Consider the following 14912-nt stretch of genomic DNA (forward strand, 5'->3'; position numbering starts at 1 on the left):
GCGCCGGCCGCGGCGCATGCCGCGTGGCCTTGAACACGTCTCAGGACTTGCGACGGCTGGAGGCCCGACCGAGAATCGAACTCGGGTGCACGGATTTGCAGTCCGCTGCGTCACCACTCCGCCATCGGGCCACCAGAGCGCGCGGTGCTATCAGAACGGCCCATCAGCCGCAATTGCCTTCCGGGCGCGGGCGCTATAACCCCGGCCACGGATACCGCGCCCGCAAGGATTCCCGATGGCCGACTTCGCCGCCGCCCGCCTAAACATGGTGGAGAGTCAGGTGCGCACCGCCGACGTCACCGACGTGCGCATCCAGGACGCCATGCGGGCCTTGCCGCGCGAGCGGTTCGCGCCGCCGGCCCGGGCCTTCCAGGCCTATGCCGACCTGGAGGTCGAGTACGCCCCCGGCCGCTGGCTGCTGAAGCCGCGCGACGTGGCCAAGCTCATCCAGGCGTTGCGGCCCATGCCCGGCGAGCGCGCCCTGGCGATCTCGGCGCCCTATGCAGCGGCGGTGATCGCGGCGATGGGCGTGCCGGTCACCGAGATCGACGCCGCGGCGGCCCTGCCGGAGGGGACCTTCGACATCGTCGTCTGCGAGGGCGCGGTGGGCTGCGCGCCGCAGGCGTGGCGCGCAGCCCTGGCGATGAACGGCCGGCTGGGCGTGGTCGAGCGGTCGGGCCCGGTAGGCAAGGCCTGCCTCTACGTCCGGGCCGCCGACGGGGTCGGCCGCCGCGAACTGTTCGACGGCTTCCCGCCCGTGCTGGCGGGTTTTGAGCCGCAACACGGGTTTGCGTTCTAGGTCCGTTGGGAAGCTTGACCTGAAACACCTTCGAAACCGAGGCGTGAAAAAAGCTTAAGGTGACGCGGCTTGGTCCAGACGGCAGACGACACATATAGAAGACGTCTCTCGCGAGATCGGGGATAACGAATGCTGATGACTTTCCGTGGCCGCCTGTTGGCTGCGACCTTCTGCGCGGGCGCTTTGGGCGTGGCGCTGCCCGCCGGCGCCGAGACGCTCGCCGACGCCGTCGCCATGGCCTATCAGAACAACCCCACGCTGCAAGCCCAGCGCGCGACCCAGCGCGCCCTCGACGAGACCTATGTCCAGGCCCGCAGCGGCTGGCGGCCCACGCTGAGCCTGGGCGCGTCCGCGTCGTACAACGAAGTCCGCATTCCCGGCCGCGCCGCCGGCGCCGGCCTCGACCGCAATGGCGACGGCATCCCGGACCGCGTGGCGTTCGGCATCTTTGAAACCAATTCGTCGCGCATCGGCCTGACCTTCAACCAGCCGATCTGGACCGGCGGGCGGGTTTCGGCCTCGGTCAACGCGACCAACGCCGACGTGCTCGCGGGCCGCGAGAACCTGCGCCGGATCGAGGCCCAGGTGCTGACCTCGGTGATCCAGGCCTATTCCGACACCCGCCGCGACACCGAATCGCTTCGCATCCGGCAGGAAGATGTCGGCGTCCTGACGCGGCAGCTTCAGGAATCGCAGGCGCGATTCGATGTCGGCGAGATCACCCGCACCGACGTGGCTCAGTCCCAGGCCCGCCTGGCCCAGTCCCAGGCGCTGCTGCAGTCGGCCGTCGCCCAGCTGGCCATCACCCGCGCCGGGTACGCCACGCTCGTTGGGCAGAACCCGGCCGACCTGGCGCCCGAGCCGTCGCTGGCCTACCTGCTGCCCACCGACCCGGACGAGGCCTACAAGGTCGCCGGGGACGACAATCCGCAACTCCGCGCCCAGCTGTTCACCGAGCAGGCCAGCCGCGCGCGCATCGCCGGCGCGAAGGCTGATCGCATGCCGAGCTTCGCGCTTCAGGCGACCTACGGTTTCAATGGACCGGCGATCCCCGAACCCCCGCAGTCGGTATTGCAGGGGGACCTCTACAGCCGCGGCATCACCGCGACCGTGCAGGGCACCATTCCGCTGTTCACCGGCGGCCTCACCACCTCGCGCATCCGCCAGGCGGTGGAGCGCAACAATGTCGACCGCATCACCACCGAGGGCGTGCGCCGCAACGTCCTGCAGGGAATCACCCAGTACTGGAGCCAGCTGATCGCGGCGCGCTCCAACATCGTCTCCAGCGACGAGCAGGTTCGCGCCGCCCGCATCGCCGCCGAGGGCACGCGCCAGGAGCAGCAGGTGGGCCTGCGCACCACCATCGACGTACTGAACGCCGAGCAGGAACTGCGCACGGCGGAACTCAATTCGGTCAGTTCGCGGCGCGACGAATATGTGGCCGCCGCGAATGTGCTGGCCACCATGGGCCGGCTGGAGGCCAGGAACCTGATCCCGGGCGTGCCGCAATACGACGCCACGAAGAACTTCCGCCGCCTGCGGATGACCTGGGGCTGGGTGCCGTGGGAAGAGCCGATCGCCGCCTTCGACCAGGTCACCACGCCATGGGAATCGAAGGCTCCGGTCGGCAGACCGGCCGAGCCGACGATCGCGCCGGGCCTGCAGCCCGGGCCCGCTGTCAAGCCGGCCCCGGCGACCCGTTGACGCGCTGTTAGGCAGGAAATTGCAGGATGACGCGGGCGCGCCTAGGGTCTGGCGCTGAGTGTCAACCGCGGCGGCAGGGTCATGTCTGAAACGTCTTCTCAAGAACCGACCATGGAGGAGATCCTCGCCTCCATCCGCCGGATCATTTCCGAAGACGAGACGCCCGCCGGCGATGGCGCTGCGGCGGTCGCCGAGGCGGCGCCGGCGCTGCCCGAGCCTGAACCGGAACCCGAGCCCGCCGCCGCCGCTCCGGCCGCCGCGCCCGCACCGGAGCCCGAGCCGGAGCCGGCCCCGGTGATCGCCCGCGCGCCCGAGCCGGTCCTGGTCGCGGTCCCGGAGGAGGACGATGACGACGACGACCTCGAACTGACCCAGAAGGTCGAGACCCACGGCGACCTGGATGTACTCGCACCGCCCGAGCCGGAACCGCCGCCCCCGCCGCAGGCCCTCGAATCGCTGGTCAGCGAACGGGTCGCGGTCGCCGCCGCCGCGAGCTTCGGCCAGCTGACCGCCAACATCCTGATGCCGCGGTCCGACCGGACCCTGGAAGACGTGGTCCGCGAACTGCTGAAGCCCCTGCTGCAGCAATGGCTCGACGAGAACCTCGGGGCCATCGTCCAGGACGCCGTCCAGACCGAAGTCGAACGCATCGCCCGCGGCCGGATCCGGTAATTGCTCCCCAATGCTCCCCCTGGGGAAGCTCCCGCGAAGCGGGTGATGGGGTCCGCTCAGAAGACCCGACCGGACGCCTCGGATGCGCCGACGGCCGCTGCGGCCTTTTGAGCGGACCCCCGCCGGCGCTTTCGCGCCACCTCCCCGATGGGGAGGAATTGCGGTATTGCAGCCGCTCGTTCAGAAGACCCCCGCCATGCTCGACAAGACCTTCGACCCCAAGACCGCCGAACCGCGCCTGTACGCCGCCTGGGAGGCCTCGGGCGGCTTCGCGCCGACCGACGACCCGGCGGCCGAGCCGTTCTCCATCGTCATCCCGCCGCCGAACGTCACCGGCTCGCTGCACATCGGCCATGCGCTGAACAACACCCTGCAGGACGTGCTGATCCGCTTCGAGCGCATGCGCGGCAAGGCGGCCTTGTGGCTGCCCGGCACCGACCACGCCGGCATCGCCACCCAGATGGTGGTCGAGCGCCAGCTGGCCGAGGCCGGCAACCATAGCCGCCGCGACCTGGGCCGCGAGGACTTCGTCGCCAAGGTCTGGGAATGGAAGGCCAAGTCCGGCGGCACCATCGTCAACCAGCTGAAGCGCCTGGGCGCGTCGTGCGACTGGAGCCGCGAGCGGTTCACCCTGGACGAGGGGCTCAGCGCGGCCGTCCGCAAGGTGTTCGTCACCCTGCACAAGCAGAAGCTGATCTACCGCGACAAGCGGCTGGTGAACTGGGACCCGCAGTTCCAGACGGCGATTTCCGACCTGGAGGTCGAGCCGCGCGAGGTCGACGGCTTCTACTGGCACTTCGCCTATCCGCTGGAGGACGGCTCCGGCGAGATCGTCGTGGCCACCACCCGGCCCGAGACCATGCTGGCCGACACGGCCGTCGCCGTTCACCCCGACGACGAACGCTACAAGGCCCTGGTCGGCCGCGCCGTGCGCCTCCCTATCGTCAACCGCCCGATCCCGATCATCGCCGACGAGTATCCGGACCCCGAGAAGGGCTCCGGCGCGGTGAAGATCACGCCCGCCCACGACTTCAACGACTTCATGGTCGGCAAGCGCCACAACCTGCCGGTCATCAATATCTTCGACGACTTCGCCCGCATCAACGACAACGCACCGGTCGAGTACCGCGGCCTGGACCGCTTCGTCGCCCGCAAGAAGGTGGTCGAGGCGTTCGAGGCCCTGGGCCTGCTGCGCGAGATCGAGAAGACCCGCCACACCGTGCCGCACGGCGACCGCTCCGGCGTCGTCGTCGAGCCCTACCTGACCGACCAGTGGTACGTCGCCGCGGACGTCCTCGCCAAGCCGGCGATCAAGGCCATCGAGGACGGCGACACCGTCTTCGTGCCGAAGAACTGGGAGAAGACCTACTTCGAGTGGATGCGCAACATCCAGCCGTGGTGCGTCTCGCGCCAGCTCTGGTGGGGTCACCGCATCCCAGCCTGGTACGGCCCGGACGGCAAGGCGTTCGTGGAAGAGACCGAGGCCGAGGCGATGCGCCAGGCCGAGGAGCACTATGGCCGCCCGACACCGCTGCGCCAGGACGAGGACGTCCTCGACACCTGGTTCTCCTCGGGGCTGTGGCCGTTCTCCACCCTGGGCTGGCCGGAGAAGACCGACGACCTCGCGCGCTTTTACCCGACCCACACCTTGATCACCGGCTTCGACATCATCTTTTTCTGGGTCGCCCGGATGATGATGCAGGGGATCCACTTCACCGGCGAGGTCCCGTTCAAGCGCATCTTCATCAACGCCCTGGTGCGCGACGCCGAGGGGAAGAAGATGTCCAAGTCCAAGGGCAACGTCATGGACCCCCTGGAGCTGGTGGACGACTACGGCGCCGACGCGCTGCGCTTCACGCTGACCGCCATGTCCGGCCAGGCGCGCGACATCAAGTTGAGCCGGCAACGGATTGAGGGATATAGAAATTTCGGCACAAAGCTGTGGAACGCCACCCGGTTCTGCCAGATGAACGGCTGCGCCCGCGCCGAGGGGTTCGACCCTGTTGACGTCAAAGTCCCGCTGAACCGCTGGATCGTCGGCGAGACCGCCCGCACCGCCCAGGCGGTGACCGCGGCCCTGGCCGAGTGCGGGTTCGGGGAGGCGACCGAGCTCCTCTACCGCTTCATCTGGAACCAGTTCTGCGACTGGTACGTGGAGTTCGCCAAGCCGCTGCTGACCGGCGACGACGAAACCGCCAAGGCCGAGACCCAGGCCACCACCGCCTGGGCCCTGGACGTGATCCTGAAGCTGCTGCACCCGGTGATGCCGTTCATCACCGAGGAGCTGTGGGCCCAGACCGCGGATCTGGGCGCCCCCCGCGCCGAGGCCGGCTTCCTGATGACCGCCCGGTTCCCGGAGCTGGCGTCCGAGCTGATCGACCCCACGGCCGACGCCGAGATCGCCCTGCTGATCGCCGCCATCACCGAGGGCCGCTCGGTGCGCCAGGAACTGAACGTCCCGGCCAGCGCCCAGCCGGCCCTGCTGGTCGTCGAGACCAGCGCCGATCAGCGCCGGATCCTCACCGAGAACGCGCCCCTGGTCGCCCGCCTGCTGCGAGTCTCCGAGCTCAGCTTCGTCGACGCCGTCCCGGAGGGCGCGATCCCCTACGTGGTTGAGGGCGCGACCCTGGCCCTGCCGGTGGCGGAATTCATCGACTTGGCCGCCGAACGCGCCCGCCTCTCGAAGGAGGTGACCAGCCTCGCCGCCGACATCGACCGCACCGCCAAGAAGCTCGGCAACGCCGACTTCGTCGTCCGCGCGCCGGAGGAGGTGGTCGAGGAGAACCGCGAGCGGCTGGCCGAGGCGCAGGCCGCCAAGGCCAAGCTGGAGAGCGCCCTGGCCCGGCTCGGCGTCGCCGCCTAGAGGAGGCCCAGCACCGCGTCCAGGGCGCCGGTGAGGGACTTCAGCAGGCCCAGCGCCGCCACCGCGTTAGCGGCGTCGTCCAGCGGCTTCTGCATGGCGTCGAGGCTCTCATCCAGGGTCTTCGAGGCGGCGGTGAACTCCGCCGTCGTCGTCTCGAACCAGTGGCCGGAAAGCTGGTCGAAGCGCTTGGACAGCGCGTCGGCCTTGTCCTTGAAATCCTGCCGCGTCGCAGAATCCAGCGCCAGGTCGATGCTGGCGTCGTAGGCGTCGCTGACCGCCTTCGCCAGGGCGGGCAGGTCGAGTTGGCTGGCAGGCATGGGATCACCTCTTCCGGGCGGCGTCGAGTTTGTCGACAATGGCCTTGAGCCGCGTCACCCGGGCCGCGAACTCGTCGACCGCCGCGCGGGTCTCCGCCGGCGTCGCCGCGCCGTCGATGTTCTTCTGCAGCGCTGCCACCGCCTTGTCGGCCGCGGTGACGATCCCCACGAGGTCGATGGCTTCGTTGGCGTCGCGCGCCGCCGCGGAGTCGATCAGGGCGGTCGCCAGGGCGGCGCGCTGGGCCGGATCCAGCTTGCCCGCGTTGTCGTTGTAATAGGTCACCAAGTCGGCGAACTCCCGGTGGCTGTCCATCTGCTTGGTCGGTTGCAGGACGTTCGCGGCATCCGCCTTCAGCAACTCCAGCACCTTGCGCACCTTGGGCGTGGTCGCCCCGATGCTGGCCTTGAACCCGCTGCGCAGCCGCGCGTCGACGATCCAGGTCGAGACCGCCGTGACGAGGTCGCTGACCGGCGCCTTGTAGGCGGCCAGGCCCGCGTCGTCCCCCGCCGCGGCCATCCGCGCCTGCAGGGCGAACAGGCCGTCGCTCAGCCCGCCGACCGCCGCCCCGACGTCCTTGGCCTGCGACCCGCTGGCATAGGCGTCCAGCAGCTTCGTGTAGCGGCCCACGACGTCCAGCGCCGCCAGCCGCGCCTGGATCGCGTCGTCGGGGTAGATGGAGCCCTTCAGCGCCGGGTCGCCGCCGTTGACGGTCTGGCCGCGATAGACCTGGCTGCGGATATAGGCGTCGCGCCGCAGCGCGTTCAGGTTGCCGTAGTAGTCGGCGAAGGTGGTCTGCACGGCGCCAAGCGCGGCGCCGGTCTTGGCGATCTGCTTGGCGGGATAGCCCGTCGCGCACCCGCTCAGCGCGATCACGGCCAGCGCGGTCGCCCCCAGGCGAAGTCGATCGGGCATGTCACGTCCCCTCCCGGATACGGCCGGGCCAAGCTAAGGGCGCGTCGCCGGCTGTTGCAACCCGCCGCGTCATCGCCCCGCCCGAGGGCGTCCGCGCGCTCTGACCCGCTACCTCGGCTTCCGGAACCGCAGCAGGAACTGGTCGGTCTGTCCGCGGATGGCTGGATTGAACACCATCGCACTGTGATCGTCCGCGGCGTTGGCCAGCACCTGGCTCGCGCCATCCAGCTTGAAGCCGGCGGCCAGCACGTCCTTCTTCACCTGCGCCACATCGATCCGGTGCAGGGTCTCGGTCACGCTCATCGGTGCGCCCGCCGCCGCCGCATGGTCCAGGATCACGTAGACCCCGCCGGGCTTCAGCGCCGCATAGACCTGCCGGTTGAACCCCGGCACGTCGGCCGGCCCCGTGAACGTGTCGTAGAGGTCGTGGTAGTTCTGCCGGATGAACACGGCGTCCAGGCTGGCCGGCGCCAGACCCATGGCGTTCACCGGCGGGGTCATGACCACGATGTTGGAGCCTGGCGCGCTCGCGCCGGCCTTCAGCATGCCCACGACCTCCGGATGGGCCTTCGCCACCTCCGCCGGCATCACCGCATAGAGCTTCCCGTTCGGCCCGACCGCCGCGCTCAGGGCGCGCACGAAGCGGCCGGCGACGATGTCGGCGACCTTGTCGCCCGGCTTCACGCCGATGAAGGCGATGACCTCCGCGCGCTTCATGGCGGGGTCGGTCATGGCGTCGGCGCCCGGCGCCGGAACCTGGGCGGCGGCGAAGGTCGCGACGCCGGCCGCGCCGATCATCAGCGCCATCAGCGCCGGTACGAGTCTGAGCTTCATGAGGTCCTCCCTGAGGGGCTGGCGAACGGCGGTTTTGCTTGCCGAGCCCGGCGACTTCGCCGTTGATGCGCCCGAGATCGGGGAGACTAGTTCCATGCGCTGGGTTCTGAAAGCGGCGGCCACAGCCCTTGTTGTTGCGCTCGGCCTCAGCGCGCCGGTCGCCCAGGCCGAGGACGCCAAGCCCGACGCCCCGAAAGCCGACGCCGCCAGGATCGACCTGCCGCCGTTCCCGGCCGACGCCAGCGTGAAGCAGGTGACCCACGTCGCCGGCAAGACCCTCAGCTACACCGCCACGGTCGGCGCCCTGCCGGTGCGCGACGAGAAGGGCAAGAAGATCGCCGAGGTGGTGTTCACCGCCTACACCCTGGACGGCGCGAAGGACCCCAATCGTCCGGTCACCTTCGCCTTCAACGGCGGCCCCGGCGCGGCCTCGGTCTACCTCAACCTCGGCGCCATCGGGCCCAAGCGGGTGCAGTTCGGCGCCCAGGGCGACAGCCCGTCCGATTCCGCCCAGCTGGTCGACAATCCGGGCGCCTGGCTGGACTTCACCGATCTGGTGTTCATCGACCCGGTCGGCACCGGCTTCTCGCGCTCCCTTGTGGACAAGGAGGAGACGAAGAAGCAGTTCTACTCGATCAAGCCGGACATCGAGTACCTGTCCCGTATCGTCTACGACTGGCTCTTGAAGAACGGTCGCATGGCCTCGCCCAAGTACATCGCCGGCGAGAGCTACGGCGGCTTCCGCGGGCCTAAGATCACCTACTACCTGCAGACCAAGCTGGGGGTGGGCGTGAACGGCATGGTGCTGGTCTCGCCCTACCTGGAGCCCTCGGCCAACCAGGCGCCGGACTTCTCGCCGATGGCCTGGGTCGCCACCCTGCCGTCGATGGCGGCCTCCAACTATGAGCGCCAGGGCAGGGCGCTGTCGCCGGCCCAGATGGCCGAGGTCGAGGCCTATGCGCGGGGCGACTACGTCACCGACCTGCTGAAGGGCCGCCGCGATCCCGCCGCCCTGGCCCGGGTGGTGGACAAGGTCACCGCCTACACCGGGCTCAACCGCACCTTCGTGCAGCTCTCGGGCGGCCGCATCGAGAGCCGCGCCTATCTGCGCGAACTCTACCGCGAGCAGGGCAAGATCGGCAGCTGGTACGACAGCAACGTCACCCAGGACGATCCCTTCCCCTGGGCGCCGGAGGGCCGCCGCGGCGACCCGATCCTGGACGCCATCATCGCGCCGACCACCAGCGCCATGGTCGACTTCACCACCCGCACCGTCGGCTGGAAGGTCGAGGGCCGCTACAACGCGCTCAGCGACGAGGTCGGCGAGAACTGGGAGAAAGGCGTCGAGCTCACCGACGCGGCCACCGACCTGCGGTTGGCCGTGGCCGCCGATCCGAAGATCAAGGTGCTGATCGCCCACGGCTACGACGACCTGAGCTGCCCCTACTTCATCTCACGACTGATCGTCGACCAGATGCCGGTCAGCGGCGACGTCGGCCGCGTGCGCCTGTCGATCTATCCCGGCGGCCACATGTTCTACAGCCGCCCCGCCAGCCAGGCCGCCTTCCGCGCCGACGTCATGCAGCTGTTCGGCGTGAGGTGACAGTGCACGCCGCTCCGATTGGGGCCCGCGGACAAGCCGCAGGATGACGGCGAAGGGGTTATCGGCTTTATAGATCGGGGCGAAGGGGACGACAGGCATGGAGACAGAGTCGGCGGGCCTGCATCACATCGTGGTGGCGGGCGGCGGGGCGGCCGGCCTCGAACTGGTCACCAAGCTTGGCCTGACCCTGGGCAAGACCGGCAAGGCGCGGATCACGCTGGTGGATCGCTCGCGCACCCATCTCTGGAAGCCCCTGCTGCACTCCGTTGCCGCGGGCAGCCTGCGCCGCTCACAGCACGAGCTGAACTACCTGGCGCAAGCGCAGTGGCGGCACTTCGACTACACCTTTGCCGAGGTGGTCGGGCTCGACCGCGCCCACAAGCGCCTGAAGCTCGGGGCGATGCATGACGAGGACGGCCGCGAGATCACGCCGGCCAGAGACCTGCCCTACGACACCCTGGTCATGGCGATCGGCAGCGTCACCAACGACTTCGGAACGCTGGGGGCGGCGCAGCACGCCATCCCGCTCGAGACACCGGAGCAGGCCAGTCGCCTGAACCGCCGGATCGTCAACGCCTGCCTGCGGGCCAACAGCCAGGTCGAGCCGGTGCGGCCCGGCCAGCTCCACGTGGCGATCATCGGGGCCGGGGCCACGGGGACGGAGCTCGCCGCCGAGCTGCATCGCACGGTGCGCGCGGTGGTCGCCTACGGCATGGACCGCATCGATCCGGCCAAGGACGTGCACATCGTGCTGATCGAAGCCGCCGACCGGATCCTGCCCGCCCTGCCGGGGCGGATCTCCAACGCCACCCGCGACCTGCTGACCAAGCTCGGCGTGGAGGTGCGCGTCGGCGCCCGGGTCTCGGAGGTGCGCGCCGACGGCGTGGTGCTCGCCGACGGCGGCTTCATCCCCGCCGAGCTCGTCGTCTGGTCGGCGGGGGTCAAGGCGCCGGATTTCCTCAAGGACATCGACGGCCTGGAGACCAACCGGATCAATCAGCTGGTCGTCGAGCCGACGCTGCTGACCACCCGCGACCCCGACATCTTCGCCATCGGCGACTGCGCCTCCTGCCCGCGGCCCGGGGAGGCGACGCCGGTGCCGCCGCGCGCCCAGGCCGCCCATCAGATGGCCGACCACATGGTCGCCCAGATCAACCGGCGGCTGGCCGGCGGCGCGTTGGAGCCCTACCACTACCGGGACTTCGGCTCGCTGGTGTCGCTGGGCCGATACAGCACGGTCGGCAGCCTGATGGGCTTCGTGACCGGGCGGGGCATGTTCATCGAGGGGCTGTTCGCGGGCTTCGTCTACCGCTCGCTCTACAAGATGCACGAGGCCGCGCTGCATGGCGGACCGACGGTGATCTGGCGCACCCTGGTGGGGGCGCTTTCGCGCGGTCCGACACCGAGCGTCAAGCTGCACTAGCGCTCGCCGACGCGCCGCAGCCCGCCGGCCTTGTTGCGGATGTGCGGACCGTCATAGACTCGGGCTGGACTTGAGCTGGGGCGTGGGCCGAGCCGATGGCGACCTTGTGAGCGACGATCCCTCCGCCTCGCGCCAGCGCGTCTGCGTGCTGGGGGCCACCGGCACGATCGGCCGCGCGACGGTCGGCGCACTGCTGCGACGCGGACATCAGGTGGTCTGCTTCGTCCGGCCCCGCGCCGGCGTCGGCGCATCGCTCACGCCGGCCGACGTCGCCCGACTGCTCGACGGCGCCGAGGTCAAGGTCGTGGATCCCACCGATCCTCTGTCGCTGGCCCGCGACGGGTTCGCCGGCGAGCGGTTCGACGCCTTGGTGTCCTGCATGGCGTCGCGCACCGGCGCGCCCAAGGACGCCTGGGCCATCGACCACCGCGCCCAGCTGAACGTGCTGGAGGCGGCGCGGCAGGCCGGCGTCGGCCACCTCGTGCTGCTCTCGGCGATCTGCGTGCAGAAGCCGCTGCTGGCCTTTCAGCAGGCCAAGCTGGCCTTCGAGGCGGCGCTGATCGAATCCGGCCTGCGCTATTCGATCGTGCGGCCAACCGCCTTCTTCAAGTCGCTGTCGGGCCAGATCGAGCGCGTGCGGCGGGGCCGGCCGTTCCTGGTGTTCGGCGACGGGACCCTGACCGCCTGCAAGCCGATCGGCGATGACGATCTGGCGGACTACATCGCCGGCTGCCTGGAGGACGAGGGCCGGTGGAACCGCATCCTTCCGATCGGCGGGCCGGGCGAGGCGATCACCCCGCGCCAGCAGGGCGAGGCGCTGTTCGCGATGCTGGGTCGCCCGCCCCGGCTTCAGTCCGCGCCCGTAGCCCTGCTCGACATCGTCATCGGGGGCCTCGGCGCCCTCGGACGGTTCGCGCCGTCGCTGGCCGACAAGGCCGAACTGGCCCGGATCGGCCGCTACTACGCCACCGAGTCCATGCTGGTGCTGGATCCGCAGACCGGACGCTACGATGCCGCCGCCACGCCCTCGACGGGGACCCAGACGCTGTTCGATTTCTACCGCGCGGTCCTGGCCGGCGCCGACGCGCCGGAGCGTGGCGACCACGCCGTGTTCTGAGACGGCGCGGGTTGGTGTCTAACGGAGCGTCTCAGACGGAGCCGCGCGTGGTCGGAAGCAGGAAGACGATGCCGATGATATGGGCCGGGGTGGCGGGCGTGGCCGTCGTGGCGGTCCTCGCCCTGGGCCTATGGCTCTACGCTCCCGACAAGCCCCGCGCGGCACTGGAGGCGGCCTATCCCGGTGACTACCGCACGATCGACGGGGTCCGCCTGCGCCTGCGCGACACCGGCCCGCGCGGCGCGCCGGCGGTGATCCTGCTGCACGGCTTCGGCGCCAGCCTGGACACCTGGGAGCCCTGGGCGCAGGCCTTGTCGGCGCGTTACCGGGTGATCCGGTTCGACCTGCCGGGCTTTGGCCTGACCGGCCCCGACCCCACCGGAGACTACACCGACGCCCGCGAAATGAAGATCCTGGCCGACCTGATGGACCAGTTGGGGATCGACCGCGCCAGCCTGATCGGCAATTCCCTGGGCGGACGCATCGCCTGGAACTTCGCCGCCCTGCATCCCGACCGGGTCACGCGCCTGGTGCTGGTCTCCCCCGACGGCTTCGCCAGCCCGGGGTTCGAGTACGACAAGCCCCCCAGCACCCCGCTGATGATGCGGGCCCTGCCTTACGTCGCGCCGCGCGGGCTGCTGAGGGCCAATCTGGCCGTCGCCTATGCGCGCCCGGCGGCCTTGAGCGAGCCCACCCTGACCCGCTATCGCGACATGATGTTGGCGCCCGGCGTGCGGCCGGCGATCCTGGCGCGCATGAGCCAGGTGATCCTGCGCGATCCCGCCCCGACCCTGGCCCGCATTCAGGCCCCGACGCTGCTGCTCTGGGGCGAACAGGACGGCATGATCCCGATCGGCAACGCGGCCGACTACCTGCGCGACCTGCCGCACGCGAGCCTGGTGCGCCTGCCGAACCTCGGCCATCTGCCGTTCGAGGAGGACCCGGCCGGTTCCCTCGCCCCCGTGGAAGGCTTCCTGGCCGGCGCGACGCCTTAGGCCGACCCCGGCGCGCTTGACGTTTCCGCCTGCTCGCGGTCGCTCCGCCGCAGCAGATAGATCGAGATCACCATCACCAGGATCAGCCCGCCCAGCACCGTCAGCTCCAGCATGGTGGAGCCGAGCAAGGCCTGGGCGTCGAGGCTCCACTTGCCCGGCTCATGCGCCTGGGAGGTCTCCAGGGTGATCACCAGCACGCGGCGGATGGAGGCGATCAGGCCGACGATCAGGAACGGCTCGCACACCAGCCGCCCGGAGCGGAACGACACCCGCACGGTGTGCATCACCTCCACCACCATCAGAACGAACAGCAGGCGGTCGACGGCCAGCACCAGGGCCCCGGTCTCGCCCCGGGCCAGGATTGCGCGCCACAGCGACACCGCCGCCCCGCCCACGCCCACCAGTACGGCGATGGCCAGCATGACGCCCAGCACCACATAGGCCAGCACCTCGACGGTCAGGAACACCGCGCCGGCGCCGGCGCTCAGCCGGTTCACCTCCCGGGTGCGAACTTCGGGGATAGCCATGACCTCTCCCTGCAGGCGCTTGTTCAGACGCCCTATGGAGACCCGATACGCAGGCCGGCGAGCAAGATTTTCCGGCCGCCCTCACCGAAATGTTTGTTTCCCGTGTTCGGGCAACGGTGAGGGACCGTCCGCCGAGGCGTCCGGCCGCTCAACCTGGGGGCCGCAAAAAAGGCCTGTGCGCCGGCGCGCTCCCGTTCGAGGCGAGCCAGATTGACCGGGTTGCAGCGCCCACTAGGGTGGCGTGGCGGCTAGCCTTGGGGTGAGGCGCTGTCGTCGGGGCCTGCACGCAGCGGCCATGGTTTCGGGGGAAATCCAATGAAAGCGTACGCATTCGCCGCCGCGCTGCTTTGCGCGGCGGCTTCGTCGGCGTTGGCCGCCACGCCGGTGGTCACGGACACCGCGACGTTCGAAGGCCTGGGCGCCACGATCGGCACCACCTTCGATACGCTGAACCTGACCGGGACCAGCTTCACGATCACCGCGCCGGGCGCCTACACGCTGTTCGACGCCGCGTTCCTGGTCGGCTTTACCGGATCCGACTCGAACGGCGTCAGCGGCGGCGTGCTCGCCAATTCGGGCGTGTTCGGCGGGTCGCCGGCGGTGTTCAACGTCAACTATTCGATCGCCATCGGCTCGTCCGTCGACTCGATCGTTCTGGGCGGCAACAGCTTCACGGCGGGCGGCTACCGGTATGCGATCGACACCCTGACGCTGAGCAGCGACGGCAGCTCGCCGGCGACCGGCCGACTGACCGCCAACGTCACCGCCGCCGTGCCGGAACCCGCGGCCTGGTCGCTGATGATCCTGGGCTTCGGCGCGACTGGCGCCACCCTGCGCCGCCGCCGCACCCACCGCGATCCGAAGCCGGTGCTCGCCGCGACGTGAGACCCCCTCCCTTTCCCGCGAGCGGGAAGGGCGGACGGCCCCTATTTCGGTGACCCTCTATTGCAGTGACAGTTTACTTAATTGCGGTTTGCCTGCGGACGGCAACAACGCGCTGAACGCAATTAAGTAAACTGTTGTCTAATTGATTTCATGGTGTGGTGTGGTTCTTGGCGTGTCTGACCGTGGTCTATGGTTGTCTTCGGGGTCATGGCCTGGCTGGGGAGCCTTGGGTGGCCATGCCGCAGGATCGCGGTCAGGCG

Annotated in this window: 13 protein-coding genes and 1 tRNA gene; 9 read left to right on the top strand and 5 right to left on the bottom strand. The window is 69.8% G+C overall.

The window, feature by feature from the left end; genetic code table 11:
* Window positions 1-57 precede the first annotated feature (57 nt).
* Window positions 58-131: transfer RNA gene (locus tag Q0R13_RS11225), tRNA-Cys, on the bottom strand.
* A 104-nt stretch (window positions 132-235) separates the two neighbouring features.
* Between Q0R13_RS11225 and Q0R13_RS11230 the strand changes: the two genes are divergently transcribed.
* The 4 genes from Q0R13_RS11230 to Q0R13_RS11245 all read left to right on the top strand — a co-directional run bounded on the left by Q0R13_RS11230 (window position 236) and on the right by Q0R13_RS11245 (window position 6038).
* Window positions 236-799 (top strand): protein-L-isoaspartate O-methyltransferase, encoded by a 564-nt coding sequence (locus Q0R13_RS11230; RefSeq protein ID WP_293903874.1) that lies wholly within the window; start codon window positions 236-238, stop codon window positions 797-799.
* Between the two features lie 129 nt (window positions 800-928).
* Complete coding sequence (locus Q0R13_RS11235) at window positions 929-2503, top strand: TolC family outer membrane protein (RefSeq protein ID WP_293903876.1); 1575 nt, start codon at window positions 929-931, stop codon at window positions 2501-2503.
* Between the two features lie 81 nt (window positions 2504-2584).
* Window positions 2585-3175: a DUF2497 domain-containing protein gene (locus Q0R13_RS11240; RefSeq protein WP_293903878.1), complete on the top strand. Its 591-nt coding sequence runs from the start codon at window positions 2585-2587 to the stop codon at window positions 3173-3175.
* A gap of 196 nt (window positions 3176-3371) precedes the next feature.
* Window positions 3372-6038, top strand: coding sequence for a valine--tRNA ligase (locus tag Q0R13_RS11245; protein ID WP_293903880.1), 2667 nt, complete (start codon window positions 3372-3374; stop codon window positions 6036-6038).
* Here the strand turns inward: Q0R13_RS11245 and Q0R13_RS11250 are convergent.
* From Q0R13_RS11250 to Q0R13_RS11260, 3 genes are all read right to left on the bottom strand, one after another.
* Entirely contained in the window at window positions 6035-6355 is a 321-nt protein-coding gene (locus Q0R13_RS11250) for a hypothetical protein (protein ID WP_293903882.1), read from the bottom strand. The two genes, Q0R13_RS11245 and Q0R13_RS11250, sit on opposite strands and share 4 nt — an antisense overlap.
* A 4-nt stretch (window positions 6356-6359) precedes the next feature.
* On the bottom strand, window positions 6360-7268 hold the full coding sequence (locus Q0R13_RS11255; protein ID WP_293903884.1) for a hypothetical protein: 909 nt from the start codon (window positions 7266-7268) through the stop codon (window positions 6360-6362).
* A 108-nt stretch (window positions 7269-7376) separates the two neighbouring features.
* Window positions 7377-8102, bottom strand: a complete 726-nt coding sequence (locus Q0R13_RS11260) for a methyltransferase (RefSeq protein ID WP_293903886.1) — start codon at window positions 8100-8102, stop codon at window positions 7377-7379.
* Window positions 8103-8196: 94 nt separating this feature from the next.
* Here Q0R13_RS11260 and Q0R13_RS11265 point away from each other — a divergent pair, with 94 nt between their 5' ends.
* The 4 genes from Q0R13_RS11265 (at window position 8197) to Q0R13_RS11280 (ending at window position 13240) form a co-directional block, all read left to right on the top strand.
* On the top strand, window positions 8197-9705 hold the full coding sequence (locus Q0R13_RS11265; RefSeq protein WP_293903888.1) for a peptidase S10: 1509 nt from the start codon (window positions 8197-8199) through the stop codon (window positions 9703-9705).
* A 97-nt stretch (window positions 9706-9802) separates the two neighbouring features.
* A complete protein-coding gene (locus Q0R13_RS11270; protein WP_293903889.1) occupies window positions 9803-11128 on the top strand; it encodes an NAD(P)/FAD-dependent oxidoreductase in 1326 nt (441 codons plus the stop codon).
* Window positions 11129-11234: 106 nt separating this feature from the next.
* Entirely contained in the window at window positions 11235-12245 is a 1011-nt protein-coding gene (locus Q0R13_RS11275; protein ID WP_293903891.1) for an NAD(P)H-binding protein, read from the top strand.
* A gap of 68 nt (window positions 12246-12313) precedes the next feature.
* The gene (locus Q0R13_RS11280; RefSeq protein WP_293903893.1) at window positions 12314-13240 is read left to right on the top strand and encodes an alpha/beta hydrolase; all 927 of its coding nucleotides are present in this window, start codon (window positions 12314-12316) and stop codon (window positions 13238-13240) included.
* On the opposite strand, the gene Q0R13_RS11285 is transcribed toward Q0R13_RS11280, so the two are convergent.
* Window positions 13237-13767, bottom strand: coding sequence for a phosphate-starvation-inducible PsiE family protein (locus Q0R13_RS11285; RefSeq protein WP_293903895.1), 531 nt, complete (start codon window positions 13765-13767; stop codon window positions 13237-13239). The genes Q0R13_RS11280 and Q0R13_RS11285 overlap by 4 nt on opposite strands.
* A gap of 315 nt (window positions 13768-14082) precedes the next feature.
* On the opposite strand from Q0R13_RS11285, the gene Q0R13_RS11290 reads away from it, so the two are divergent.
* A complete protein-coding gene (locus tag Q0R13_RS11290; protein WP_293903897.1) occupies window positions 14083-14652 on the top strand; it encodes a PEPxxWA-CTERM sorting domain-containing protein in 570 nt (189 codons plus the stop codon).
* Window positions 14653-14912 lie beyond the last annotated feature (260 nt).

Source organism: Phenylobacterium sp., assembly GCF_025351295.1.
GTDB lineage: Bacteria > Pseudomonadota > Alphaproteobacteria > Caulobacterales > Caulobacteraceae > Phenylobacterium.

What these genes read in the sequence shown, in the direction of transcription:
- Q0R13_RS11270 (WP_293903889.1), top strand. Translation starts at nt 9,803, where the DNA reads ATGGAGACAGAGTCGGCGGGCCTGCATCACATCGTGGTGGCGGGCGGC.
- Q0R13_RS11265 (WP_293903888.1), top strand. Translation starts at nt 8,197, where the DNA reads ATGCGCTGGGTTCTGAAAGCGGCGGCCACAGCCCTTGTTGTTGCGCTC.
- Q0R13_RS11255 (WP_293903884.1), bottom strand. Translation starts at nt 7,268, where the DNA reads ATGCCCGATCGACTTCGCCTGGGGGCGACCGCGCTGGCCGTGATCGCG.
- Q0R13_RS11280 (WP_293903893.1), top strand. Translation starts at nt 12,314, where the DNA reads ATGCCGATGATATGGGCCGGGGTGGCGGGCGTGGCCGTCGTGGCGGTC.
- Q0R13_RS11235 (WP_293903876.1), top strand. Translation starts at nt 929, where the DNA reads ATGCTGATGACTTTCCGTGGCCGCCTGTTGGCTGCGACCTTCTGCGCG.
- Q0R13_RS11240 (WP_293903878.1), top strand. Translation starts at nt 2,585, where the DNA reads ATGTCTGAAACGTCTTCTCAAGAACCGACCATGGAGGAGATCCTCGCC.
- Q0R13_RS11250 (WP_293903882.1), bottom strand. Translation starts at nt 6,355, where the DNA reads ATGCCTGCCAGCCAACTCGACCTGCCCGCCCTGGCGAAGGCGGTCAGC.
- Q0R13_RS11230 (WP_293903874.1), top strand. Translation starts at nt 236, where the DNA reads ATGGCCGACTTCGCCGCCGCCCGCCTAAACATGGTGGAGAGTCAGGTG.
- Q0R13_RS11245 (WP_293903880.1), top strand. Translation starts at nt 3,372, where the DNA reads ATGCTCGACAAGACCTTCGACCCCAAGACCGCCGAACCGCGCCTGTAC.
- Q0R13_RS11290 (WP_293903897.1), top strand. Translation starts at nt 14,083, where the DNA reads ATGAAAGCGTACGCATTCGCCGCCGCGCTGCTTTGCGCGGCGGCTTCG.
- Q0R13_RS11285 (WP_293903895.1), bottom strand. Translation starts at nt 13,767, where the DNA reads ATGGCTATCCCCGAAGTTCGCACCCGGGAGGTGAACCGGCTGAGCGCC.
- Q0R13_RS11260 (WP_293903886.1), bottom strand. Translation starts at nt 8,102, where the DNA reads ATGAAGCTCAGACTCGTACCGGCGCTGATGGCGCTGATGATCGGCGCG.